The sequence below is a fragment of the Klebsiella sp. YJ genome, from assembly GCF_002108615.1.
Classification (GTDB): Bacteria; Pseudomonadota; Gammaproteobacteria; order Enterobacterales; family Enterobacteriaceae; genus Klebsiella; species Klebsiella planticola.
Genome location: NZ_MTEG01000028.1, coordinates 58,633 through 81,833, shown reverse-complemented (window position 1 = coordinate 81,833; position 23,201 = coordinate 58,633). Strand labels below are relative to the sequence as shown.

Below are 23,201 nucleotides of genomic sequence, written 5' to 3'. Positions count from 1 at the left end.
GTTGGCGTTCATCTCTGAACCCCGCTGACCCGGCGGCTTGCGTGCCGTTGTTCCGTGTCAGTGGAGGCGCATTATAGGGAGTTCTGAGACGTTGACAAGCCCTGTTTTAAAAAAACTTTTCAACCGCTCAAATTCCCGCCATCACGCCCATTTTACGTGCTATTTGCTCGTCATTTGTGCGACTTCCCGCGCAAAATTGGCAACCTGCTTCCAGTCGGTATAGACGACTTCTTTACTGGTATCCGTTTCACCGCCGGTCATCTTCATTATCAGGCGAATCATGAAGCGATCGTACCAACGATAGCGCGGGTAGCGCAGTGCGCCGGCAAACACCGCGCTGCGCTGCGGCTGCCATGGCGAATTAAGCAGAAACTTACGCGTATAGCTATTTGTCTGCGGCGTACGCTTCTCTGGCTTACGCGCCACGAGATTCACCGAGAAAAACGCCCCCGGCAGCGCATTCAGCGATTGCAGGTGTTTCTTCACGAAACGGTCCAGCGCCGGATGAAAGTGTCCGTAACGAATCGATGCACCAATCACCACGCGATCGTAGTGGCGCCATTCAACCTCTTCAGTACGGTTGAGATTAACCGTATCCGCATCGATACCCAGCTCTTTCAACTCAGAGGCAAGGAAGGAGGCAATTTCACGCGTCTGCCCGTCGCGGGTGGAAAATAGAATCAACGTTTTCACAAGCACTCCTGTTATTCGCGCCAGAAAGTGGGGGTAAAGAGCACCAGTAAGGTGAACACTTCCAGACGACCAAACAGCATATTAGCAATCAAGATCCATTTCGCGACCGGGTTCATTGTCGCGAAGTTGTCCGCCACTACGCCAAGTCCTGGCCCGAGGTTGTTTAACGTTGCCACAACCGAGGCGAAAGCAGAAAAGTCATCCACTCCGGTCGCGATGATCGCCAGCATGCTAATAATGAACACCAGCGCATAGGCAGAAAAGAATCCCCACACCGCCTCCAGAATACGTTCCGGCAGTGCACGGTTGCCTAACTTAATACTGTATACCGCGTTCGGATGCACCAGACGCTTGAGTTCACGGTTCCCCTGTTTGAACAACAGCAGTATGCGGATAACTTTCAGCCCGCCGCCCGTCGACCCGGCACAACCGCCAATAAATGCCGAGCACAATAACAGCACCGGCAGGAATAATGGCCAGCGCGCGATGCTGTCGGTGGTAAAACCCGCCGTCGTCGCCATTGAGACCACCTGGAAGAAGGCCTGATTCAGCGTCGTCAGCGCCGAGCTATACACATCATGCAACCACAACACCAGCGTACAAATCACCACCAGCGTCAGTTGAACACCAATAAACATGCGGAATTCAGGATCGCGCCAGTACACCTTCAGACTGCGTCCGCTGAGCAATGAAAAATGGAGGCCATAGTTACAGCCTGAGATCAGCAGGAAAACCGCAATAATCGTGTTAATGGTTGGACTGTTAAAATACCCTACGCTGGCGTCATGTGTAGAAAAGCCGCCAATCGCGATAGTCGAAAAGCTGTGACCGATGGCATCAAATGCCGGCATACCCGCGAACCAGAGCGCAAGCGCACAGGCTACCGTCAACAACACGTAGATAAGCCACAGCGTTTTGGCCGTCTCGGCGATACGCGGGCGCATTTTATTGTCCTTCAGAGGCCCCGGCATTTCCGCCCGATACAACTGCATCCCGCCGACGCCCAGTATCGGCAGTATTGCTACCGCCAACACAATGATCCCCATACCGCCAAACCACTGCAGCATCTGTCGATAGAAGAGGATGGCATGAGGTAAAGAGTCCAGCCCCACCAGCGTGGTGGCGCCGGTCGTAGTCAGGCCTGAGAATGACTCAAAAAACGCATCCGTTATCGTCAAATTCGGTTGTTCGGCGAAAATAAACGGTAGCGCACCGACGCTGCCCAGCACGGTCCAGAAGAGTACGACAATCAGAAAACCCTCGCGGGATTTCAGTTCGCCCTTTTCACGGCGGTTCGGCCACCATAATAGAGAGCCTATCGCCAGAGCGACAAAAAAGGTCTGGGTAAACGCCCGCCCCGCGCCATCGCGGTATATCAGGGCCACTAATCCCGGAAGGATCATCGTCCCCGAAAACAAAATGACCAACAGTCCAACGATTCGGGTTATGGCGCGAAAATGCATCTCTGGCGCTTCCTTTGGTATGCAAAAAAATCAGGTGGGGATTATTCGTCAATCTTCAGTAATTGCAACGAGCCACGACTAAAATCAGCCAGTTTTGTCGAAAAAGACGCCACTTCAGCTTGCGGAAGCGCCACACGAAGCTGGACGGAGGCCTGATAGTCACTGTCGACAATTTGTCCTGAGAACTGAGCCAACAGCGTTTCAATTCCGGCTAACTGCCCGTACTCACACTGCAAAGTATATGCGGTCAGCGGCGTCTTGCGCTGCGTTGTCAGCACGGCAAGCGCCTGATGAACGCCGCCGCCATACGCTTTAACCAGACCGCCGGTACCCAGCAAAATACCGCCGTAGTAGCGTACCACGACGGCCGTTATCTCGCCGACGCCGCTGCCCATCAGCTGCGCCAGCATAGGTTTACCCGCGGTGCCTGCTGGTTCGCCATCGTCAGAAAAACCCAGCTGTTGAGAGTCATTGGGTGGCCCGGCCACCCACGCCACGCAATGATGACGGGCGTCAGGGTGCTCCGCCCTGACGGACTCAACAAACGCCTTTGCCGCTACCACGCCGTCAGTATGTGCCAACAGCGTGATAAAACGACTTTTTTTGATCTCTTCGACAACGGTCACCGGCGCGGCCGGTATCAACCAACTTTCCATTACGCCAGTTTCAGGTCACGCGTCATATTTTCAACACTGTTTTCGTGGATGACGACGTTATCTTCAATACGGATGCCGCCAAACGGCTTCAATGCTTCAATTTTTTGCCAGTTGAAGTGTTTGCTAAACTGCCCTTCACGCCACGGCGCCAGCAGAGACTCAATGAAGTAGATGCCCGGCTCGATGGTCAGCACCATACGCGGCTGCAAAATACGTGTGCAGCGCAGATACGGATATTTCGACGGCGCCGCCAGATGAGTACCGCTATCATCCTGCATGAAGCCAGCCACATCATGGACCTGCAGGCCCAGCGGATGGCCAATACCGTGCGGCATAAACGGTCCGGTCAGGTCGTTTTCAACCATGGCCTCTTCGCTCATGTTGGTTACGATCTGGTGCTTACGCAACAGCTTAGCGATGCGTTGGTGGAACTGGATATGGTAATCCACATAGCTTTTTCCAGCCTTCATCGTGCTAATCAGAGCCAGCTGCTCATCGTTAACGTCTTTAATCAAATGAGCAAAGTCATTATCGCCGTGCGCCGCCCAGGTACGCGTCAGGTCTGCGGCATAGCCGTTGTATTCCGCTCCGGCATCCAGTAAGAAGCTGCGCGCTTCTGCCGGCGCACGATGATCCAGTTTGGTGTAGTGCAGCACAGAGGCATGTTCGTTAAGCGCCACGATATTGCTGTAAGGCACATCGGTGTCGCGATGACCGGTGGCCGTCAGATACGCCTGGTTGATATCGAATTCGCTCATTCCTGAGAGGAATGCTTCATGGGCCGCGCGATGCCCGTTGACCGCCGACTTCTGCGCTTCGCGCATGCAGGCCAACTCATAATCGGTCTTAAAGGAACGATAGTAGTGCAGAAAATCAATCACCCCTTTCGGGTTGATATGACTGGCCGCGATCTCCAGACCGAGCGCACGCTCCGGCACCGGCCCGATATAGGCGATATTGCCGCGCGCAGCTGGCAGCTGGCTACCAATACCGTCGGCTTTCGGCAGGGCAATCACTTCCACCTCTTCCGTCCAGAACGAGGTCGGCAGCGGTTCAACGTTATGCCAGTAATCGACCGGCAGGTAGAACCACAGTTTCGGTTTGTTGACGCCATCAACCAGCAGCCAGCAGTTGGGTACCTGCGTCACCGGGACCCAGGACTTAAATTGCGGGTTGACCTTAAACGGGTACGGATGATCGTCGAGAAAGACATTGACCAGCTCACCGGAGTGAATCAGCAACGCATCAAGGTTAAAACGAGCCAAAGCATCACGGGTACGTTCTTGTAGGGTAACGATATGATTTTTATAGAGCGCGGCTAGTGATTCCATCTTTTATCCTTTGCTTTTATTAGATCGTGATTCCCCGCATCTTAGCACATCGGCCTCGGGCAGGGTGATTTCCGCCAGGTGTGATCCGACCAGCATTTATTTAAAGACTCATTTGCAATTCTTTAACATAAATCCCACACTCCGTTGCATCTGGTACGACCAGATCACATTGCTGGATTCAGGAGACTGACATGCTCTACAAAGGCGACAACCTGTACCTCGACTGGCTGGAAGATGGCATTGCCGAACTGGTGTTCGATGCTCCCGGCTCGGTGAACAAACTCGATACCGCAACCGTAGCCAGCCTCGGTGAGGCGCTGGACGTACTCGAAAAACAACAAGATCTTAAGGGGCTGATGCTGCGCTCCGGGAAAGCGGCCTTCATTGTCGGCGCCGACATTACCGAATTTCTGTCCCTGTTCCTGGTACCACAGGAGCAGTTGAGCCAGTGGCTCCATTTTGCCAATAGCGTCTTTAACCGTCTGGAAGATTTACCGGTACCGACTATTTCAGCGGTAAATGGCTATGCGCTGGGCGGCGGCTGCGAGTGCGTGCTGGCGACGGACTACCGTCTGGCTACGCCGGACCTGCGTATCGGCCTGCCGGAAACCAAACTGGGTATCATGCCGGGCTTTGGCGGCTCAGTACGAATGCCGCGTCTGCTCGGCGCCGATAGCGCGCTGGAAATTATTGCCGCAGGGAAGGATGTCAGTGCCGATCAGGCGCTGAAAATCGGCCTCGTCGACGGCATCGTCAAACCAGAGAAACTGCGCGATGGCGCACTCGCCATGCTGCGTCAGGCCATTAACGGCGACCTGGACTGGAAAGCGAAGCGCCAGCCGAAGCTGGAGCCATTGAAGCTCAGTAAAATTGAAGCGGCCATGAGCTTCACCATCGCCAAAGGCATGGTGGCGCAGACCGCCGGGAAACACTATCCGGCGCCGATGACGGCGGTAAAAACCATCGAGGCGGCCGCTCGTTTCGGCCGCGAAGAAGCGCTGAATCTGGAAAACCAAAGCTTTGTCCCGCTGGCGCACACCAAAGAGGCCCGCGCGCTGGTCGGTATCTTCCTTAACGATCAGTATGTCAAAGCCAAAGCGAAGAAGCTGACCAAAAACGTTGAGACGCCGAAACAGGCCGCCGTACTGGGGGCCGGGATCATGGGTGGCGGTATCGCCTACCAGTCCGCCTGGAAAGGCGTGCCGGTGATCATGAAGGACATTAACGACAAATCGCTGACGCTCGGCATGAACGAAGCCGCTAAGCTGCTCAACAAGCAACTTGAGCGCGGCAAGATTGATGGGCTGAAGCTGGCCGGCGTTATTGGCACGATTCACCCGACTCTCGATTATGCTGGCTTTGAGCGCGTAGATGTCGTGGTCGAAGCCGTCGTCGAGAATCCGAAAGTGAAAAAGGCCGTACTGACGGAAACCGAAGAGAAAGTCCGCCCGGATACGGTTCTGGCTTCTAACACCTCAACGATTCCGATCGGTGAGCTGGCCAGCGTACTGAAGCGTCCGGAAAACTTCTGCGGTATGCACTTCTTTAACCCGGTGCATCGTATGCCGCTGGTAGAAGTGATTCGCGGCGAAAAAACCTCAGATGACACCATCGCAAAAGTCGTGGCCTGGGCGAGCAAAATGGGCAAAACGCCGATCGTGGTTAACGACTGCCCCGGCTTCTTCGTCAACCGCGTGCTGTTCCCCTACTTTGCGGGATTCAGCCAACTGCTTCGCGATGGTGCGGACTTCCGCAAAGTCGATAAGGTGATGGAGAAACTGTTCGGCTGGCCAATGGGCCCGGCATACCTGCTCGACGTGGTCGGCATCGATACCGCGCACCACGCGCAGGCGGTGATGGCCGCCGGCTTCCCGCAGCGTATGCAGAAAGATTATCGCGACGCGATCGACGCGCTGTTCGACGCCAGCCGTTTCGGCCAGAAAAACGGTCTCGGCTTCTGGCGGTATCAAGAAGACAGTAAAGGCAAACCGAAGAAAGAAGAAGACCCGGCCGTCGACGCGCTGCTGGCGGAAGTCAGCCAGCCAAAACGGGACTTCAGCGACGATGAGATTATCGCCCGGATGATGATTCCGATGGTCAACGAAGTGGTCCGCTGCCTGGAGGAAGGCATTATCGCCAGCCCGGCGGAAGCGGATATGGCGCTGGTTTATGGCCTCGGCTTCCCTCCGTTCCACGGCGGCGCATTCCGCTGGCTGGATACCCTGGGCAGCGCAAAATATCTCGATATGGCGCAGCAGTATCAGCACCTCGGCCCGCTGTACGAAGTGCCGGAAGGACTGCGTAATAAAGCACGCCATAACGAACCCTATTATCCCCCGGTAGAACCAGCCCGCCCGGCGGGCGTTCTGAAAACGGCTTAAGGAGTCACAATGGAACAGGTTGTCATTGTTGATGCAGTTCGCACCCCGATGGGCCGTTCGAAGGGCGGCGCCTTTCGCCACGTGCGTGCGGAAGACCTCTCTGCGCACCTGATGCGTAGCCTGCTGTCGCGTAACCCGTCGCTTGATCCGGCTGCGATTGACGATATCTACTGGGGCTGCGTACAGCAAACGCTGGAGCAAGGCTTCAACATTGCGCGTAACGCCGCACTGCTGGCCGAGATTCCGCATTCGGTACCGGCCACCACGGTCAACCGCCTGTGCGGTTCATCGATGCAGGCGCTGCACGATGCGGCGCGCATGATCATGACCGGCGACGCCAGCGTCTGCCTGATTGGCGGCGTGGAGCATATGGGCCACGTCCCGATGAGCCACGGCGTGGATTTTCACCCGGGTCTGAGCCGTAATGTGGCAAAAGCGGCCGGTATGATGGGGCTGACCGCCGAAATGCTGGCGCGCCTGCACGGCATCAGCCGGGAAATGCAGGACCAGTTCGCCGCGCGTTCCCACGCTCGCGCATGGGCGGCAACGCAGTCCGGCGCATTTAAAGCGGAAATCATTCCGACAGGTGGCCATGATGCCGACGGCGTGCTGAAGTCATTTAACTATGACGAAGTGATCCGCCCGGAAACGACCGTGGAAGCGCTGGCTGCATTAAGACCCGCATTCGACCCGGTGACCGGCACCGTCACGGCAGGAACCTCCTCCGCACTCTCCGACGGCGCAGCCGCCATGTTATTAATGAGCGAAAGCCGTGCCCGCGAGCTGGGGCTAAAACCTCGCGCTCGCGTACGTTCCATGGCGGTGGTCGGCTGTGACCCATCAATTATGGGCTATGGTCCGGTACCGGCATCAAAGCTGGCGCTGAAAAAGGCCGGACTGGCTGCCAGCGATATCGACGTTTTTGAAATGAATGAAGCGTTTGCCGCGCAGATCCTGCCGTGCATTAAAGATCTTGGCCTGATGGAGCAGATCGACGAGAAGATCAATCTCAACGGCGGTGCGATTGCCCTGGGCCACCCGCTCGGCTGCTCCGGCGCGCGTATCAGTACTACCCTGATTAACCAGATGGAGCGCAAAGACGCACAGTTCGGTCTTGCCACCATGTGTATTGGTTTAGGTCAGGGGATTGCAACGGTATTTGAGCGAGTTTGATTAAAGAGTTATCTCAAAGCTATTGGTGCCAGAACAAGGCGGCAGGCGAATGACAAATTCGTCAGGAACGAATTTGAACAGCCGAAGGCTGCCTTCGATGAGGGACACGGATGTCCCTTATTCACCCTGATGAGCTTACATACCGTAAGTGATTCGGGATGAATAAGCGCAGCCAACGCAGTTATGGTGACCATGGCGAAGAGAGGGGGTTTAGTTGCCGTTTTTCCCGCCTGTCAGGGGCGGGTTTTTTATTTCTACCGTTCTCTACCCTCTCCCTGAAGAAGAGGGCGTGAGGATCAGATAAAGGCAAATGCATCGCCGAACAGGCGATCTTCGCGGGCATTGCGCTCATTGCAGAACAGCTCACGGGCAATTTTTGCCATTTCGAAGCGGCCGGCAATATAAATATCATGCTCTGCCAGAGTGCCATAGTCCTGCAGTACCGCGGTCAACACGGTGCCAGAACGCCCACGCCACTCTTCTTCCGGCTGTTCCACAACCGGCTCAACACGCAGACCCGGGTGCTCCACGCTCAGCGCTTCCAGCTCTGCCAGATCGTAGAGATGTTTCGCTTCGCGACCACCCCAGTACACGGCAATATCGCGGTTCGGGTTACGCGCCAGGGCGGTAAGCAGAATGGAACGCACATAGGAGAACCCGGTCCCCCCGGCGATCAGGATCAGCGGACGATCTTCGTCCTCACGCAGCCAGGCCTCACCATGCGGAATATCAACCTCAATCTCGCGCTCTTTCAGAATGCGATCCATAACCGCCATCGCATACAGGTTGAGCTCAGAGGCGCCGATATGCAGTTCAATACATTCCTGCTCCGCCGGCGTGGAAGCCATGGAGAACGGACGCTTGTCGCGCTCATCCATTACCACCATCAAATATTGACCAGCGCGGAAAGAAAACGCCGCTTCCGGCACTAATCGAACGCGATACACGGTATCGGTAATTGCCTCCACCGAGGTCACTTTACAGCTTAAGGTTGTCATGCGTCCCCTCTGTCGGGTCTATAGAGCAAAACAGCGGCGTTAGCCCCGCTTACTGTGATTTAAAGATAGCCAGCTCATCCCAGATGGCGTCAACGCGCGCCGTCACCTCAGGATCTTTCTTAATAGGACGACCCCATTCACGCTGGGTTTCGCCTGGCCATTTATTTGTGGCATCCAGCCCCATTTTTGAACCCAGGCCGGAAACCGGCGAGGCAAAATCCAGATAATCAATCGGCGTATTTTCTACCAGTACCGTATCACGAGCCGGGTCCATACGGGTAGTAATCGCCCAGATCACGTCGTTCCAGTCGCGCGCATTAACGTCATCATCGCAGACGATCACGAACTTCGTGTACATAAACTGGCGCAGGAATGACCACACGCCCATCATGACGCGCTTGGCATGTCCGGCGTACTGTTTCTTCATCGTGACCACGGCCAGACGATAAGAGCAACCTTCCGGCGGCAGGTAGAAATCAACAATTTCAGGGAACTGCTTTTGCAGGATCGGCACGAAGACTTCGTTCAGCGCGACGCCCAGGACCGCAGGTTCATCCGGCGGGCGCCCGGTATACGTTGAATGATAAATCGCATCTTCACGCTGAGTGATATGCGTAACCGTAAATACCGGGAAATTATCCACTTCATTGTAGTAGCCGGTATGATCGCCATACGGCCCTTCCGGCGCCATTTCACCTGGCTCAATATACCCTTCCAGCACAATTTCCGCGCTGGCCGGTACTTCAAGATCGTTGGAAATGCACTTGACCACTTCCGTTTTGGTGCCGCGCAGCAGGCCGGCAAACGCATACTCTGAAAGCGTATCGGGAACCGGCGTCACGGCGCCAAGAATGGTCGCCGGGTCAGCGCCCAGCGCTACGGAGACCGGAAAGCGTTCGCCCGGATGAGCCGCACACCACTCCTGAAAATCCAGCGCGCCGCCGCGATGGGAGAGCCAGCGCATGATCAGCTTATTCTTACCAATGAGCTGCTGGCGATAGATGCCGAGGTTCTGCCGTTCTTTATGCGGACCGCGAGTGACCGTCAGTCCCCAGGTAATCAGCGGGGCAGCATCTTCCGGCCAGCAGGTCATGATCGGAATACGCGTCAGATCAACGTTGTCACCTTCAATGATTTTTTGCTGGCAGGGTGCTCCGCGCAGGCGCTTTGTCGGCATATTCAATACCTGCTTAAACTGCGGCAGCTTATCGAACAAATCGCGAAAGCCTTTCGGCGGTTCCGGCTCTTTCAGAAAAGCCAGCAGCTTACCCACTTCACGCAACGAGCTGACATCCTCCTGCCCCATCCCCATGGCGACGCGGCGCGGAGTGCCAAACAGATTGCACAACACCGGCATGGTGTAGCCTTTGGGATTTTCAAAAAGCAGGGCCGGGCCGCCGGCACGTAAAGTGCGATCGGCAATTTCGGTGATCTCAAGGTGCGGATCGACCGGCAGGGAGATTCTTTTCAGTTCGCCCTGCTGCTCCAGTAATGTCAGAAAGTCGCGTAGATCGTGGTATTTCATGGAGTTATTATTGACCTCTATACAGGCGGCTGATTATACGGTGTTCGCCAGCGCCATGCTGTACTTTTGTTAAATTAGAGTGAAAGAACATAGAATTTTTGATTTCAGTTATATTGGCTTTCGCGATCGCCCCAGGCTTTTGTTATGCTTGCTGCTAATAGAGTGGAAAGAGTTATTATGCAAGCCTGGTATTTACTGTATTGCAAACGTGGGCAGCTTCAGCGCGCCCAGGAACACCTCGAACGACAGGCAGTTAATTGCCTGATGCCGACTATCGCACTGGAAAAAATCATCCGCGGCAAACGCACTACGGTCAGTGAACCTTTGTTCCCCAATTACCTGTTTGTCGAATTCGATCCGGAAATTATCCACACTACGACTATCAGCGCCACGCGAGGTGTGAATAACTTCGTGCGCTTTGGCGCCCAGCCCGCCACGGTACCGTCCGCGGTCATTCACCAGCTCTCTATCTATAAACCGGAAGGCATCACCGACCCGGAAACACCGCACGAAGGTGACTTCGTCTTGATTACCGACGGCGCGTTTGAAGGCCTGCAGGCTATCTTTAGCGAACCGGATGGTGAAGCGCGCTCCATGCTGCTGCTGAATCTGCTTAACAAGCAGGTACTGCAAAGCATCAAAAATACCGACTTTCATAAAATCTGACGGTACGCTTAAAAACGGATGCCAAAAAGCGTTCTGACATTCGTGTCAGCGATCTCTTCCAGCCGCTGAGCCTCCTCCCCGCGCCATCCCGCTATGCGGGTCAGAATATGCGGCAGATATACCGGTTCATTCCGGCGGGAAGCGGGCTTCGGGCTAAGGTCGCGGGGCAGCAGATACGGGGCATCCGTTTCAATCAGCAGGCGTTCTGCCGGGATATCCGGCAGCAGCGCGCGCAGCTCAAGCCCTCGTCGCTCGTCGCAGACCCAGCCTGTAATGCCAATATACAAACCATGGTTCACGCAGGCACGCATTTCTTCGCGGGTTCCGGTGAAGCAGTGCAGCACCGCACCAGGCAGTTTATCCAGCCAGGGCGTCAGGAGCGTCAGGAAACGTTCATGGGCATCGCGGCAGTGCAAAAAAACCGGCAGAGACAACTCGGCTGCCAGCGCCAGCTGTGCGCTGAAGGCGGCCTCTTGCTCCTGAGGGGTTGAAAAGTTGCGGTTGAAGTCCAGCCCACATTCGCCGATAGCGACGACTTCCGGCTGGCGCGCCAGCTGAAAAATGGAGTCAGCCACCGATGCCGCCCAGCTGCTGCTGTCATGAGGATGCACTCCGGCGGTTGACCAGCAGCGGGTATAGCGATGTGCCAGCTGCCGGGCCTGCTCGCTTTCATGCAGGTTAGTCCCGGTGAACAGCATGCCGGTCACGCCCGCCGCCTGAGCGCGGGCCACGACCTCATCGCGATCGCGGGAAAACTGTGGACTGGTCAGGTTGACGCCGATATCAAACATCGCTTCTCCAATATGACAACCGCCCTGACGGGCGGCTGGTTACTCTTCTTTGCTCCCCGCCTCTTCAGCGGCGGCATCCTCGTCACGCGTCAGACGTTTTCCGGTATAGAAACGCGCAAAGAACACCCCGATCTCAAACAAGCAGTACATCGGAATTGCCAGCAGCGTTTGCGAGAAAACATCCGGTGGCGTCAGCAGCATGCCGACGACGAATGCTCCCACCAACACGTACGGCCGCTTCTTACGCAAATCTTCCGGGGTCGTGACGCCCATCCAGCACAGCAGCACGATCGCAACCGGCACTTCAAACGAAACGCCAAAGGCGATAAACAGCGCCATGACGAAATCGAGATAGCTGCGAATATCCGTCGAGACCTGCACGCCCTCCGGCGCCGCGTGGGTCAGGAAACCAAACGCCAGCGGGAAAACGACAAAGTAGGCAAACGCCATACCGATATAGAACAGCAGCGTACTGGAAACCAGCAGCGGCATAACCAGCCGACGCTCATGTTTATACAGCGCCGGGGCAACAAACGCCCAGACCTGGTAAAGAATCACCGGCACCGACAGAATCACCGAAACCATGAAGGTCAGTTTGATCGGCGTAAAGAAAGGGGAAGCCACGTCGGTGGCGATCATCGTTGCACCCACCGGCATCTGCCGGATAAGCGGTGCGGAAACCAGCTGATAGATGTCGTTGGCGAAGTACACTAACGCCAGGAAAATGACCAGTATCGCGATGATGCTATTGATCAGGCGCTTACGCAGCTCAATCAAATGCGAAATTAGCGGTTGAGTATCTTCTACGCCCATTTTTACGGTTTATCACTCGATGCAGGGGAGGAATCGGAAGCTGTCACGGCAACTTTTTCTTTGGCGACCGGGAGCGGGTCAGGCTGCGTAGCCGGCTGCTCTGGCACAATGCTCTCTTCTGCGGCTGGAGCGTGAACGGGCGCGCTGGCCTGATGTTCAGCCGTCGCCGGCGTAATGTCCTGGCGCTGCGCTTCACTGCCCTTCACTATCGGGTTATGAATCGTGTTCGCTTCGTCGCTCGCTTTCTCAGGATCGTGGGCGGTATAAGAACGTTTCATAGATTCAGCGGCTTCACGCAGCTCATCCATTGACGCTTTCAGCTCCGGCGTCAGGTTATCCAGGCTCGCCTTTTCCACTTTCTTCAGGCTTTCCTGGAACTCCTGCAGTTTTAGTTCCTGAGTGATCTCATTTTGTACGGTAGCCGCCAGCGATCGTAGCGTACGAATCCAGCTGGCCACCGTTTTTACCGCTACAGGCAATCGCTGTGGCCCCAGGACAATGAGGCCAATGACGAACACCAGCAGTAGTTCACTAAAACCGATATCGAACACGAATTACACCTGCTCTTTGTCGTGGCGTTTTGTCTCGTCTTTTTTCGCATCATCCGGCTTATCAGCGATCGATTTCGCCGTGAAATCTGCATCCGGAGCAGACTTTTCAGGTTTTTCATCATCGCTCATGGCTTTTTTAAAGCCTTTGATCGATGCCCCCAAATCTGACCCCAGCGAGCTCAACTTTTTCGTCCCGAAAAGCAGAACCACAATGACGACAACAATTAATAACTGCCAAATACTGATACCACCCATACACGTTCCTCTATGACAGATGATGAATGATTAGGACGCATTATACACGTCATCCCACAAGCCGCCTCTTTGTCAGGCTGCTCGCATGACTTCGCGCAAAAACCAATGCGCTGTGATAAAGGCGCTTCCCATCAGTGCGTTTTCCGCCAGCCAATCAGCCAGGACACCGCGCCAGCGGCCATCAGCCAGCCTGGCATCATGCCCCATTCCGGGCGGTGGATAAATAACAGCGTACCACTCAGTAACAGAACCGCGCCTATACCAAACAGATAACGGGACTGCCCCTGACGAACATGTCGCACCTGGAAGTCGCGCACGATGGTATCCACGCTGGTCTGCAGCTGCTTACTCTGCTGCAAAGTCTGGTACACCAGCTCAGGTATCTCCGGCATTCTTTCGATCCAGAACGGCGCTTTTTCTTTAAACGCACGCACCAGCGCCGGAATGCCGACCTGATCTTTAATCCACGACTCAAGGAAAGGTTTCGCCGTTTTCCACAAGTCTAACTGAGGATAGAGCTGGCGGCCTACCCCTTCTACGTAAAGTAATGTCTTCTGCAGCAGCACCAGCTGCGGCTGCACTTCCATATTGAAGCGCCGGGCGGTGTTAAACAGGTTCAGCAGCACATGACCAAACGAGATCTCAGCCAGCGGCTTCTCGAAGATCGGTTCGCAGACGGTGCGAATAGCAAACTCGAACTCTTCAACATTGGTATCCGCAGGAACCCAGCCTGAATCCACGTGCAGCTCGGCGACTTTACGGTAATCACGGTTGAAGAAGGCGATGAAGTTTTCCGCCAGGTAGCGCTTATCTTCTTTGTTCAGCGACCCCACGATACCGCAGTCGATCCCGATGTACTGGGGGTTCTCCGGATGGTCGTAGCTAACAAAAATATTACCCGGATGCATATCCGCGTGGAAGAAACTGTCGCGGAACACCTGGGTGAAAAAGACCTGCACGCCGCGTTCCGCCAGCAGCTTCATGTTCGTGCCCTGCGCCTCCAGCGCCTCCACATCGGAAACCGGAATCCCGTAAATCCGCTCCATCACCATCATGCCTTCGCTGCAGTAATCAGAGTAGACTTCCGGTACATAGAGCATCGGGCTGTCTTCAAAGTTGCGCCGCAGCTGAATGGCGTTGGCCGATTCACGTAGCAGGTTAAGTTCATCCAGCAGCGTTTTTTCGTATTCGCGCACCACTTCCTGCGGGCGCAGGCGGCGACCGTCGGGCAGTAAGCGCGGCACCCAGCGCGCGAGACGATAGATAAGTTTCATATCCGCTTTAATCACCGGCACGATGTCCGGGCGGATCACCTTGATAACGACCTCTTTGCCGTTTTCTTTCAGCCGTGCGGTATGGACCTGCGCAATAGAGGCCGATGCCAGCGGTTCAATCGAGAAATCGTCAAACCAGGCCTCTACGGGAAGGCCGCCCATCGCCTGTTCGATCTGCTGTTTCGCCAGCCGACCATCGAAGGGCGCTACGCGATCCTGCAGCAGCGCGAGCTGATCGGCGATTTGCGGCGGGAACAGATCGCGGCGGGTAGAGAGCATCTGACCGAACTTGATCCACACCGGCCCCAGCTCCTGCAGCGCAAGGCGCAGACGTTCGCCGAGGGGTTGGTTTTTATGACGATTCGGCATCCAGAACAGCATCCGCCGCCCGATACGCAGCGGCAGCGTGATACGCATTTTGGGAATGAGCTCATCAAGCCCATAGCTCAAAAAGGTGCGGATAATAAGATACAGGCGCCGTAATTCTCCTGGCGTCATTTGCCCTCCAGCGTTTCCAGCCGTTTTTCCAGTGCGGAAAGCGCGCGTTCCACAGCCGCGGTCTCTTCGCCAAACCAGGCCATTTCCAGCGGCCCCGGCGCCATACGCCACTCTTCGGTCAGCGCCTCAGCGACATAGCGCTGCTGACGCTGAACGCCGTGCAACAGAAAGCGAGCTCCGGAGCGAAAGACCTTACTGACCCCTTCCGCAACGATATCGCCGGTGTAAGGCGCCAGCAGCTCAGCCGGATCGAATTCCGCCAGGTCACATAGCGCTACCGTGTTCTGCACCACCTGCAGATCGCCCTGCACTTCCAGGTCACCGCTGCGAATAAGCGCCGTGAGCTGTTGACGGTTGCGCAGCTGTGGCAGCACGCTGAGGCGGGTAATGACGGTACAGTCGGCATCGCCTTCCCAGGCCCCCAGCACATCCACCTGACGCTCGCTGAAGACCAGCACAACTGGCGTCGACAGCTCCTTCAGCTCAACGCGCAGCACCTTCCCCAGCAGACGCTGGCGAGCAGGTTTTAACGCTTTGTCGCGCCAGAGAAAGGTATTGAGGGCGGTTTCAATGCCAGCGGTAACCAGTGGTTTGAAAGGCATGCGATCCCTCCTGTCAGAACTTATAACCGCGGTGCAACGCAACGATACCAGCCGTCAGGTTGTAGTAGTCGACGTTTTCGAAACCGGCGTCCTGCATCATGGCTTTCAGGGTGTCCTGATTCGGGTGCATACGAATAGATTCCGCCAGGTAGCGATAGCTTTCACCGTCTTTGGCAACCAGCTCCCCTACGCGCGGCAGCACGTGGAAGGAGTAGGCATCATAGGCTTTGCTGAGCGGTTCAATAATCGGTTTCGAAAACTCGAGTACCAGCAGACGACCGCCCGGCTTCAGGACGCGATACATTGAACGCAGCGCTTTTTCTTTATCGGTGACGTTACGCAGACCGAAGGAAATGGTGATGCAGTCAAACGTATTGTCGGCAAACGGCAGGGCTTCCGCGTTAGCCTGAACGTATTCAACGTTGCCGACGATACCGATGTTGCGCAGCTTTTCGCGGCCCATTTTCAGCATGGAGTCGTTGATATCCGCCAGCATGACGCGCCCCGTTTCACCCACCAGGCGAGAGAACTTCGCCGTCAGGTCGCCGGTGCCGCCGGCCAGGTCCAGAACGGTCTGTCCGCGGCGTACGCCGCTGCAGTCGATGGTGAAACGCTTCCACAAACGATGAATACCGAACGACATCAGATCATTCATAACATCATATTTTGCGGCCACAGAATGGAATACATGTGCCACCATGTCCGCCTTCTGCTCTTTGGCTACGGTCTGAAAACCAAAGTGCGTCGTTTCTTGTGAATCCTCAACCATCTCAATGCCTGCTTATCAAGAAAATGTTCGCCGAGTGTAACAGATTCAGCGCATTTCCCATACGGTTCAACGCGGCGTAGAGGGTTCACCGGACATCGCCTCATCGGCCCGATCGGCGATAAATTCGTTATCTTCCAGCGCGTTTTCGTCTTCTTCAGAACGATATTCGTCATCCTGAGCCGTTGCCTGATCGACTAAATCAGGATTAATCCCGCGCTTCACTTCAACACCAAGACCGCGGAACGCCTCTGCCTGCACCAGCAGATTCCCGCGCCCGGAAGCGAGCTTTTTCATCGCCTGGCGATAGTTATCCTGGGCTTTATCCAGGCTCTGTCCGATGGCGGACATATCATCAACGAACAGGCGCATTTTGTCGTACAGACGACCTGCGCGTTCAGCGATTTTCTGCGCATTGCGGCTTTGATGTTCATAACGCCAGAGATTGGCAATCGTCCGCAGCGCCACCAGCAGCGTCGTCGGGCTGACCAGCATAATATTGTTCTTCAGCGCTTCGCTGATAAGTTCAGGCTGACGGTCGATAGCCAGCAGGAAAGCCGGCTCCACGGGAATAAACATCAGCACATAGTCGAGCGAGCGCAGGCCCGGCAGCTGTTGATAATCTTTACGCCCGAGCAGGCGAATATGGTTCCGCACCGAGGCGATATGCTCCTGCAGCGCCGCCTCGCGGGTGTAGTCATCTTCGGCATTAAAATAGCGCTCGTAGGCCACCAGCGTCATTTTGGCATCAATGACCACGTCTTTCCCCTGCGGCAGGCGGACGATCACATCAGGCTGCATGCGCGAACGCCCTTCTGTTTCGATGCTGACCTGGGTCTGGTATTCATACCCTTCGCGTAGCCCGGAAGCTTCCAGCACGCGGGTTAACACCACCTCTCCCCAGTTACCCTGCGTTTTGTTATCCCCTTTCAACGCCCGGGTCAGGTTCAGCGCCTCCTGCGCCATCTGCGCATTCAGCTGCTGCAGATTGCGGATCTCATGGGCCAACGTATGCCGCTCGCGCGCCTCCTGGCTAAAACTGTCCTGCACCTGGCGGCGGAAACCGTCCAGCTGTTCACGCAGCGGCGTTAGCAGGCCATGTAAACTCTGTCGGTTCTGCTCATCGACGCGCCGGTTGCTGTGTTCGAAAATGCGGTTAGCCAGGTTTTCAAACTGCTCGCTCAGACGCTGTTCGCTGTTCACCATCTGGCGGATTTTATCCTCGGCGTGTATCCGGGTAGATTCAAGGCGGGTGGTGACTTCGCGGAGATCGGCCTCCAGTGAGCTATTGATGTCACGCAGGCTGCGCAGTTCGTTATTCAGCAACTCGCATTCATCGCGCCAGTGGGCCTCTTGCACCAGCTGCTGGCGCGCAGCGCTGAGCTCGATATCCAGTTCACGGCGATCCTCGATAAGGTCGGCGCGAATTTGGTCAGCTTTGGCTTTGGTCGCCAGCCACCCTGCGACCAGCCCTACGGCCAGCGCCACGATGGCACTTATCACAATCGAGATATCCACAACGCCCCCTGCGGCAACAACTTACGGCACAAAAATAGAATTGTGCTGTACAAACGTCCAGTTTAAAAGAGATTTCCTGCGAGGCGCAGCGCAAAAAAGAAAGGCCGGAAGATCCGGCCCTGGGGTGAGAGGCGAGGAATTACAGCAGACGGCGAGCCGCTTCCACCACGATTTTTACCGCGTGGCTTTCGGTTTGCTTCATGGTTTCCGCGTTCGGAATTTCCTGCTGGGTACGGTTGACGATAACCCCGGCGACCATCCCGGCACGCAGCCCCTGGCTGGCACACATGGTCAACAGGGTCGCAGATTCCATCTCGTAGTTCATGACCCCCATGGACTGCCACTCTTCCATAGAGCCTTTAAAACGGCTGACCACGCGACCGGAGAAGGTGTCGTAGCGCTCCTGGCCCGGGTAGAAGGTGTCAGATGATGCGGTAACGCCGATATGGGTGGTCGCACCGATCGATTTTGCCGCTTCAACCAGCGCAGTGGTACAGGCAAAGTCAGCCACGGCCGGGTATTCCATCGGCGCAAAGTGCAGACTCGCGCCATCGAGACGTACCGATGCGGTGGTGACCAGCACGTCGCCGACGTTAATGTGTGGCTGGATAGCCCCGGTGGTGCCGATACGCAGGAAGGTACGAATCCCCAGCTGCGCCAGTTCTTCAACGGCAATCGACGTTGACGGGCCGCCGATACCGGTAGAGCAGACAATGACCGACTTGCCATCCAGTTCGGCACGCCAGGAGGTAAATTCGCGGTGAGATGCCAGCTTGACCGGCTTATCCATCAGCGCGGCGATCTTTTCCACACGCTCCGGATCGCCAGGGACGATAGCCAGCGTAGCCCCTTGTAAATCGTTTTTGGTGAGGCCGAGATGAAAAACATCAGACTTAGACATAAAAAACTCCTCTGTGGGTCGAATTATCAGCAGAAGCAAAACGGTACTTTACAGAAGCTACCCGCTAAATTTTGTGACAAAAATCACCATGAACAAAAAACATTGCAATGATTTTCCATCAAAAAGTGATAAACATCACATTAACAAGTTATATTCATCGTGCCTGAACAAAAGATAGCCTGTTTCAGGCACTGTGCTTTGTTAACGTCCGGTCGATAGCGTCTATAGTTATCGATGCGCTAATAAATAAGGGTACGGAGAATACCATGACCACAACCAAGCAACCTGGCTTTGCGCCTGCAGCCACGCCGCACGCTTCTACCGCCGTTCATACCTCGGAGGAGAGCATCACCACAGGCGAAACGTCGATCCCCACTCAGGGAGAGAACATGCCGGCCTATCATGCTCGTCCGAAGAACGCCGATGGCCTGCTCCCGGTCGTTATCGTTGTTCAGGAAATTTTCGGCGTCCATGAACATATCCGCGACATTTGCCGCCGTCTGGCGCAGGAGGGGTATCTGGCTATCGCACCAGAGCTCTACTTCCGTCAGGGCGATCCGAATGACTATACCGATATCCCCACCCTGTTCCAGGAGCTGGTCAGCAAAGTGCCGGATGCACAGGTGCTGGCGGACCTCGACCATGTCGCCAGCTGGGCCGCACGTCACGGAGGCGATGCTCATCGTCTGCTGATCACCGGCTTCTGCTGGGGGGGACGCATTACCTGGCTTTATGCCGCCCACAACCCGCAGTTGAAAGCCGCCGTCGCCTGGTACGGGAAGCTGGTCGGGCAGAAAACCCTCAACTCAGCGAAATATCCGGTGGATATCGCCGTTGATCTCAACGCGCCGGTGCTGGGGTTGTATGGCGGCAAAGACGCCAGCATTCCGCAGGATACGGTGGAAACCATGCGCCACGCGCTTCGCGCGGCCAACGCCAAAGCAGAGATCATCGTCTACCCGGAAGCCGATCACGCCTTTAACGCCGATTATCGCGCCAGCTATCATGAAGAGTCGGCCAAAGACGGCTGGCAGCGCATGCTGGCGTGGTTTGCACAGTATGGCGGGAAGCGCGCGTAAGCCGCTAGCGGTTGCCGATATGACGGTTAATCATATCGGCGATCGTGCCGTCATTCTTCCATGCCGCCAGGCAACCACAGACAAATTCATAGTGTTGTAGCCGGTTTCGTGGAACGCAAATCGCTTGCTGTATCTGACTAAAGCTATCAGGCAGCAGGCGAAACTGGGGATATTCCCGCGCCACGCTGGCAAGCGGTTGACGGATCCCGGCAACCATCTCCCCTTCCCCGGCGATAAAAGCGCGGATCGCCTCCTGGGAGGTGGCGTATTGACGCATCGTGGCATGCTGTAACGTGCGAATCAGATACAGCTCATAGGCCGCCCCTTTCCCGACGTTAATCGTCACTCCCGGGCGATCCATCTCTTGTACGGAGTGAATATCGCTGTCGTTTCTGACCAGCGCTGAACTTTCAATCGTGACATAGGGCGGGGTGAAGCACAGTTTGTCTTCGCGAGCGGGATCAATCGCCAGGAAAGCAATATCCCACTGGTTCAGCAAAGCCGCATCAACCACTTTTCCGGCCGTCGGCCAGGTCACAAATCGCACCTCGCAACCGTATTCAGCGGCCAGTTTTTTGGCTAACTCGGCGGTGATGCCACCCGGGGTATTATCCGGCAATAACGTGGCAAGAACCGGGTTCCCCAGATTAATAGCAAAACATAAAGACCGCTGCGGATCGTCAAGTCTGGTCATCATTCTCCCCCGGAAATGTCTGTACGTGCCCTGTGCAGCTAAGCGTAGCCCAGCCGCAAGAACTCCGCAGGTTGCACGGCGCATGGGCCAGCACGGAAGAAAAAAAGAAAAAAGAGGAGGAGGTCTGGGCCTCCTCCGGGATGGGGGGTAACGGAATTAGGCCTGACGCAGATTCTGCGCGGCTTTCACCATGTTGGCCAGCGCAGCGCGGGTTTCCGGCCAGCCGCGGGTTTTCAGGCCACAGTCCGGGTTGACCCACAGACGCTCTGCCGGGATACGCTGCGCCGCTTTCGCCAGCAGCGCTTCAATCCATTCCACGCTCGGCACGTTCGGCGAGTGGATGTCATATACGCCCGGCCCGATTTCGTTCGGGTATTCGAACTCTTCAAACGACTCCAGCAGCTCCATGTCAGAACGCGAGGTTTCAATGGTGATCACGTCCGCATCCAGTGCGGCAATGGAATCCATGATGTCGTTGAACTCGCAGTAACACATATGGGTGTGGATCTGGGTATCATCCCGCGCCACCGCGGCATTGATTCGGAAGGCTTCTACGCCCCACTGCAGGTAAGCATCCCAGTCGCTACGCTTAAGCGGCAGGCCTTCACGCAGCGCCGGCTCATCAATCTGGATAATGCCGATACCGGCCGCCTCCAGATCCGCCACTTCGTCACGCAGCGCCAGCGCAATCTGCTTAGCGATGGTTTCACGGCTGACATCTTCACGCGGGAAGGACCAGCACAGAATGGTCACCGGGCCGGTGAGCATACCTTTCACCGGTTTGTCGGTCAGCGACTGAGCGAATTTCGCCCACTCAACGGTGATCGCCTCCGGACGGCTGACGTCACCGATCACCACCGGCGGTTTCACGCAGCGGGAGCCGTAGCTCTGGACCCAGCCGTTCTGCGTGAAGATGAAGCCATCGAGGTGCTCGCCGAAGTACTCCACCATGTCGTTACGCTCGGCTTCGCCGTGAACCAGAACATCTAATCCTAAACGTTCCTGCTCAACAATCGCCTGCTTGATGTGCTCCGCAATACCGGTGCGATAGTGGTTCGCATCGAGATTGCCTTTTTTGAAGTCCAGACGCAGGCCACGGATCTCGGTAGTCTGTGGGAAAGAGCCGATGGTCGTGGTCGGCCACGCCGGTAGATTGAAGCGCGTACGCTGTGCCCTGGCACGCTCAGCGTATGGGCTGTTGCGCTGGCTGTCCTGAGCGGTAATGGCCGCCAGACGTTTTTCCACCGCCGCATTATGTACGCGGGACGAGTGACGGCGAGCCTGAATCGGTGCGCTCCATTCAGCCAGTTTTGCGGTCTCGCCGCTGTTCAGCGCATCGCGCAGCAGCGCCAGCTCTTCACATTTTTGCAGGGCGAAGGCGAACCAGCTTTTCACTTCCGCGTCGAGACGGGTTTCCACGCTCAGATCGATCGGGCTGTGCAGCAGGGAGCAGGAAGAAGCGATCCACAGCGCACGCTGGCCGACGAGGTCTTTAATTTGCGCATATTTCTCGGTCAGATCGGCGCGCCAGACGTTGCGCCCGTTGATCAGGCCCGCAGAGAGCAGCCAGTCGGACGGCAGACGCTGATGCAGAGCAGACACATCATCTTTACCGTGCACCAGGTCAACGTGCAGGCCCTGCACCGGCAGCGCGGTGATGGTGTCGAGGTTCGCGGCGATGCCTTCAAAGTAGGTGGTCAGCAGCAGCTTAAGCTGGCCCGCGAGCGCATCATATGCCGGTTTGAATGCATCCAGCCACGCCTGCGGCAGCTCCAGTACCAGCGCCGGCTCGTCAATCTGCACCCACTCGATGCCGCGTTTTGCCAGCTCTGCCAGCACCTGCTGGTAAACCGGCAGGATATCGTTCAGCAGGCTCAAACGATCAAACTGTTGGCCTTTGACTTTGCCCAACCACAGATAAGTGACCGGCCCCAGCAGGACCGGTTTAACCTTATGACCGAGCGCCAGCGCTTCATCCACTTCATCCAGCAGCTGGGTCCAGGTCAGTTTGAACTGCTGCCCTTTTACAAACTCCGGCACCATGTAGTGGTAGTTGGTGTTAAACCATTTGGTCATTTCTGCCGCTGCCGCCGGTTCGCCGGACGGCGCACGGCCGCGACCAATGCGGAACAAGGTATCGATATCAACCGAGCCATCTTTGTTCTGATGACGAGCCGGCACGTTACCCAGTAGCAGGCTGGTGGTCAGAACATGGTCGTACCAGGCGAAATCACCCACCGGCAGCAGGTCAACGCCCGCCTGCTTCTGCTGCTCCCAGTGGCGGGCACGCAGCTCGCGGCCCACCGTCAGCAGTTCTTCGCGGGTCGAGTGACCCGCCCAGTAGCTCTCTTGCGCTTTTTTCAGCTCGCGACGTAGGCCAACACGAGGGAAACCGAGGGTGTGATTAATAATTGTCATTTTTAAGACCTCATAATTTTTTAATCCGAAGGATTTCGGATTCAGGGAAGGCGGCAAGCTTGATCATCCCCGGGTGCTTACTCATGTAAGTGACCGGGGTGAGCAAGCGCAGCCAACGCGCCATAAATTCGAAAGACACAGGATTTAGCCATCCA

At 56.1% G+C, this 23,201-nt stretch carries 21 protein-coding genes; 4 read left to right on the top strand and 17 right to left on the bottom strand.

The window, feature by feature from the left end; genetic code table 11:
- Positions 1-159: 159 nt before the first annotated feature.
- The 4 genes from hemG to pepQ are packed head-to-tail and all read right to left on the bottom strand — an operon-like array spanning position 160 to position 4,143.
- Positions 160-693, bottom strand: a complete 534-nt coding sequence (gene hemG, locus BV390_RS24400; protein ID WP_032690008.1) for a menaquinone-dependent protoporphyrinogen IX dehydrogenase — start codon at positions 691-693, stop codon at positions 160-162.
- 11 nt (positions 694-704) lie between these two features.
- Positions 705-2,156 (bottom strand): Trk system potassium transporter TrkH, encoded by a 1,452-nt coding sequence (gene trkH, locus BV390_RS24395; RefSeq protein ID WP_004119068.1) that lies wholly within the window; start codon positions 2,154-2,156, stop codon positions 705-707.
- 41 nt (positions 2,157-2,197) lie between these two features.
- Positions 2,198-2,812: an IMPACT family protein gene (locus BV390_RS24390; protein ID WP_032690010.1), complete on the bottom strand. Its 615-nt coding sequence runs from the start codon at positions 2,810-2,812 to the stop codon at positions 2,198-2,200.
- Complete coding sequence (gene pepQ, locus BV390_RS24385) at positions 2,812-4,143, bottom strand: Xaa-Pro dipeptidase (protein WP_032690011.1); 1,332 nt, start codon at positions 4,141-4,143, stop codon at positions 2,812-2,814. Before pepQ ends, BV390_RS24390 begins: the two co-directional genes overlap by 1 nt.
- A 191-nt stretch (positions 4,144-4,334) precedes the next feature.
- Here pepQ and fadB point away from each other — a divergent pair, with 191 nt between their 5' ends.
- Both fadB and fadA read left to right on the top strand, forming a co-directional pair.
- Positions 4,335-6,524 (top strand): fatty acid oxidation complex subunit alpha FadB, encoded by a 2,190-nt coding sequence (gene fadB / locus BV390_RS24375; protein ID WP_032690012.1) that lies wholly within the window; start codon positions 4,335-4,337, stop codon positions 6,522-6,524.
- Between the two features lie 9 nt (positions 6,525-6,533).
- Positions 6,534-7,697 (top strand): acetyl-CoA C-acyltransferase FadA, encoded by a 1,164-nt coding sequence (gene fadA / locus BV390_RS24370; protein WP_032690013.1) that lies wholly within the window; start codon positions 6,534-6,536, stop codon positions 7,695-7,697.
- Positions 7,698-7,993: 296 nt separating this feature from the next.
- On the opposite strand, the gene fre is transcribed toward fadA, so the two are convergent.
- Together fre and ubiD are read right to left on the bottom strand one after the other, a co-directional pair.
- Complete coding sequence (fre, locus tag BV390_RS24365) at positions 7,994-8,695, bottom strand: NAD(P)H-flavin reductase (protein ID WP_004869682.1); 702 nt, start codon at positions 8,693-8,695, stop codon at positions 7,994-7,996.
- Positions 8,696-8,744: 49 nt separating this feature from the next.
- Positions 8,745-10,220, bottom strand: coding sequence for a 4-hydroxy-3-polyprenylbenzoate decarboxylase (ubiD, locus tag BV390_RS24360; RefSeq protein ID WP_032690015.1), 1,476 nt, complete (start codon positions 10,218-10,220; stop codon positions 8,745-8,747).
- 177 nt (positions 10,221-10,397) lie between these two features.
- Between ubiD and rfaH the strand changes: the two genes are divergently transcribed.
- On the top strand, positions 10,398-10,886 hold the full coding sequence (rfaH, locus tag BV390_RS24355) for a transcription/translation regulatory transformer protein RfaH (protein ID WP_004869678.1): 489 nt from the start codon (positions 10,398-10,400) through the stop codon (positions 10,884-10,886).
- Between the two features lie 8 nt (positions 10,887-10,894).
- Here rfaH and tatD read toward each other — a convergent pair whose 3' ends face one another.
- From tatD to udp, 9 genes are all read right to left on the bottom strand, one after another.
- The gene (tatD, locus tag BV390_RS24350) at positions 10,895-11,689 is read right to left on the bottom strand and encodes a 3'-5' ssDNA/RNA exonuclease TatD (protein ID WP_181890757.1); all 795 of its coding nucleotides are present in this window, start codon (positions 11,687-11,689) and stop codon (positions 10,895-10,897) included.
- Positions 11,690-11,716: 27 nt separating this feature from the next.
- Positions 11,717-12,490, bottom strand: coding sequence for a Sec-independent protein translocase subunit TatC (gene tatC / locus BV390_RS24345; RefSeq protein WP_004869672.1), 774 nt, complete (start codon positions 12,488-12,490; stop codon positions 11,717-11,719).
- A 2-nt stretch (positions 12,491-12,492) separates the two neighbouring features.
- Positions 12,493-13,041, bottom strand: a complete 549-nt coding sequence (gene tatB, locus BV390_RS24340; protein ID WP_032690017.1) for a Sec-independent protein translocase protein TatB — start codon at positions 13,039-13,041, stop codon at positions 12,493-12,495.
- Between the two features lie 3 nt (positions 13,042-13,044).
- Complete coding sequence (gene tatA, locus BV390_RS24335) at positions 13,045-13,296, bottom strand: Sec-independent protein translocase subunit TatA (protein ID WP_004869668.1); 252 nt, start codon at positions 13,294-13,296, stop codon at positions 13,045-13,047.
- Between the two features lie 131 nt (positions 13,297-13,427).
- Positions 13,428-15,068 carry a ubiquinone biosynthesis regulatory protein kinase UbiB gene (gene ubiB / locus BV390_RS24330; RefSeq protein ID WP_032690018.1) on the bottom strand — a complete coding sequence of 547 codons (1,641 nt, stop codon included), beginning with the start codon at positions 15,066-15,068 and terminating at the stop codon, positions 13,428-13,430.
- On the bottom strand, positions 15,065-15,670 hold the full coding sequence (gene ubiJ / locus BV390_RS24325) for a ubiquinone biosynthesis protein UbiJ (protein WP_032690019.1): 606 nt from the start codon (positions 15,668-15,670) through the stop codon (positions 15,065-15,067). Before ubiJ ends, ubiB begins: the two co-directional genes overlap by 4 nt.
- Positions 15,671-15,683: 13 nt before the next feature.
- Entirely contained in the window at positions 15,684-16,439 is a 756-nt protein-coding gene (gene ubiE / locus BV390_RS24320) for a bifunctional demethylmenaquinone methyltransferase/2-methoxy-6-polyprenyl-1,4-benzoquinol methylase UbiE (RefSeq protein WP_004869660.1), read from the bottom strand.
- Positions 16,440-16,505: 66 nt separating this feature from the next.
- On the bottom strand, positions 16,506-17,954 hold the full coding sequence (gene rmuC / locus BV390_RS24315; protein WP_085397429.1) for a DNA recombination protein RmuC: 1,449 nt from the start codon (positions 17,952-17,954) through the stop codon (positions 16,506-16,508).
- Positions 17,955-18,093: 139 nt separating this feature from the next.
- Entirely contained in the window at positions 18,094-18,855 is a 762-nt protein-coding gene (udp, locus tag BV390_RS24310) for a uridine phosphorylase (RefSeq protein WP_004869655.1), read from the bottom strand.
- A gap of 266 nt (positions 18,856-19,121) precedes the next feature.
- On the opposite strand from udp, the gene BV390_RS24305 reads away from it, so the two are divergent.
- Complete coding sequence (locus BV390_RS24305; protein WP_032690020.1) at positions 19,122-19,934, top strand: dienelactone hydrolase family protein; 813 nt, start codon at positions 19,122-19,124, stop codon at positions 19,932-19,934.
- A gap of 4 nt (positions 19,935-19,938) precedes the next feature.
- Here BV390_RS24305 and BV390_RS24300 read toward each other — a convergent pair whose 3' ends face one another.
- Both BV390_RS24300 and metE read right to left on the bottom strand, forming a co-directional pair.
- Positions 19,939-20,628: a transporter substrate-binding domain-containing protein gene (locus BV390_RS24300; RefSeq protein ID WP_077267097.1), complete on the bottom strand. Its 690-nt coding sequence runs from the start codon at positions 20,626-20,628 to the stop codon at positions 19,939-19,941.
- 156 nt (positions 20,629-20,784) lie between these two features.
- The gene (metE, locus tag BV390_RS24295; RefSeq protein WP_064385917.1) at positions 20,785-23,046 is read right to left on the bottom strand and encodes a 5-methyltetrahydropteroyltriglutamate--homocysteine S-methyltransferase; all 2,262 of its coding nucleotides are present in this window, start codon (positions 23,044-23,046) and stop codon (positions 20,785-20,787) included.
- Positions 23,047-23,201 lie beyond the last annotated feature (155 nt).

What these genes read in the sequence shown, in the direction of transcription:
- BV390_RS24390 (WP_032690010.1), bottom strand. Translation starts at nt 2,812, where the DNA reads ATGGAAAGTTGGTTGATACCGGCCGCGCCGGTGACCGTTGTCGAAGAG.
- rfaH (WP_004869678.1), top strand. Translation starts at nt 10,398, where the DNA reads ATGCAAGCCTGGTATTTACTGTATTGCAAACGTGGGCAGCTTCAGCGC.
- fre (WP_004869682.1), bottom strand. Translation starts at nt 8,695, where the DNA reads ATGACAACCTTAAGCTGTAAAGTGACCTCGGTGGAGGCAATTACCGAT.
- tatC (WP_004869672.1), bottom strand. Translation starts at nt 12,490, where the DNA reads ATGGGCGTAGAAGATACTCAACCGCTAATTTCGCATTTGATTGAGCTG.
- tatA (WP_004869668.1), bottom strand. Translation starts at nt 13,296, where the DNA reads ATGGGTGGTATCAGTATTTGGCAGTTATTAATTGTTGTCGTCATTGTG.
- ubiE (WP_004869660.1), bottom strand. Translation starts at nt 16,439, where the DNA reads ATGGTTGAGGATTCACAAGAAACGACGCACTTTGGTTTTCAGACCGTA.
- ubiJ (WP_032690019.1), bottom strand. Translation starts at nt 15,670, where the DNA reads ATGCCTTTCAAACCACTGGTTACCGCTGGCATTGAAACCGCCCTCAAT.
- BV390_RS24300 (WP_077267097.1), bottom strand. Translation starts at nt 20,628, where the DNA reads ATGACCAGACTTGACGATCCGCAGCGGTCTTTATGTTTTGCTATTAAT.
- BV390_RS24305 (WP_032690020.1), top strand. Translation starts at nt 19,122, where the DNA reads ATGACCACAACCAAGCAACCTGGCTTTGCGCCTGCAGCCACGCCGCAC.
- fadB (WP_032690012.1), top strand. Translation starts at nt 4,335, where the DNA reads ATGCTCTACAAAGGCGACAACCTGTACCTCGACTGGCTGGAAGATGGC.
- udp (WP_004869655.1), bottom strand. Translation starts at nt 18,855, where the DNA reads ATGTCTAAGTCTGATGTTTTTCATCTCGGCCTCACCAAAAACGATTTA.
- pepQ (WP_032690011.1), bottom strand. Translation starts at nt 4,143, where the DNA reads ATGGAATCACTAGCCGCGCTCTATAAAAATCATATCGTTACCCTACAA.
- trkH (WP_004119068.1), bottom strand. Translation starts at nt 2,156, where the DNA reads ATGCATTTTCGCGCCATAACCCGAATCGTTGGACTGTTGGTCATTTTG.
- metE (WP_064385917.1), bottom strand. Translation starts at nt 23,046, where the DNA reads ATGACAATTATTAATCACACCCTCGGTTTCCCTCGTGTTGGCCTACGT.
- ubiD (WP_032690015.1), bottom strand. Translation starts at nt 10,220, where the DNA reads ATGAAATACCACGATCTACGCGACTTTCTGACATTACTGGAGCAGCAG.
- fadA (WP_032690013.1), top strand. Translation starts at nt 6,534, where the DNA reads ATGGAACAGGTTGTCATTGTTGATGCAGTTCGCACCCCGATGGGCCGT.
- ubiB (WP_032690018.1), bottom strand. Translation starts at nt 15,068, where the DNA reads ATGACGCCAGGAGAATTACGGCGCCTGTATCTTATTATCCGCACCTTT.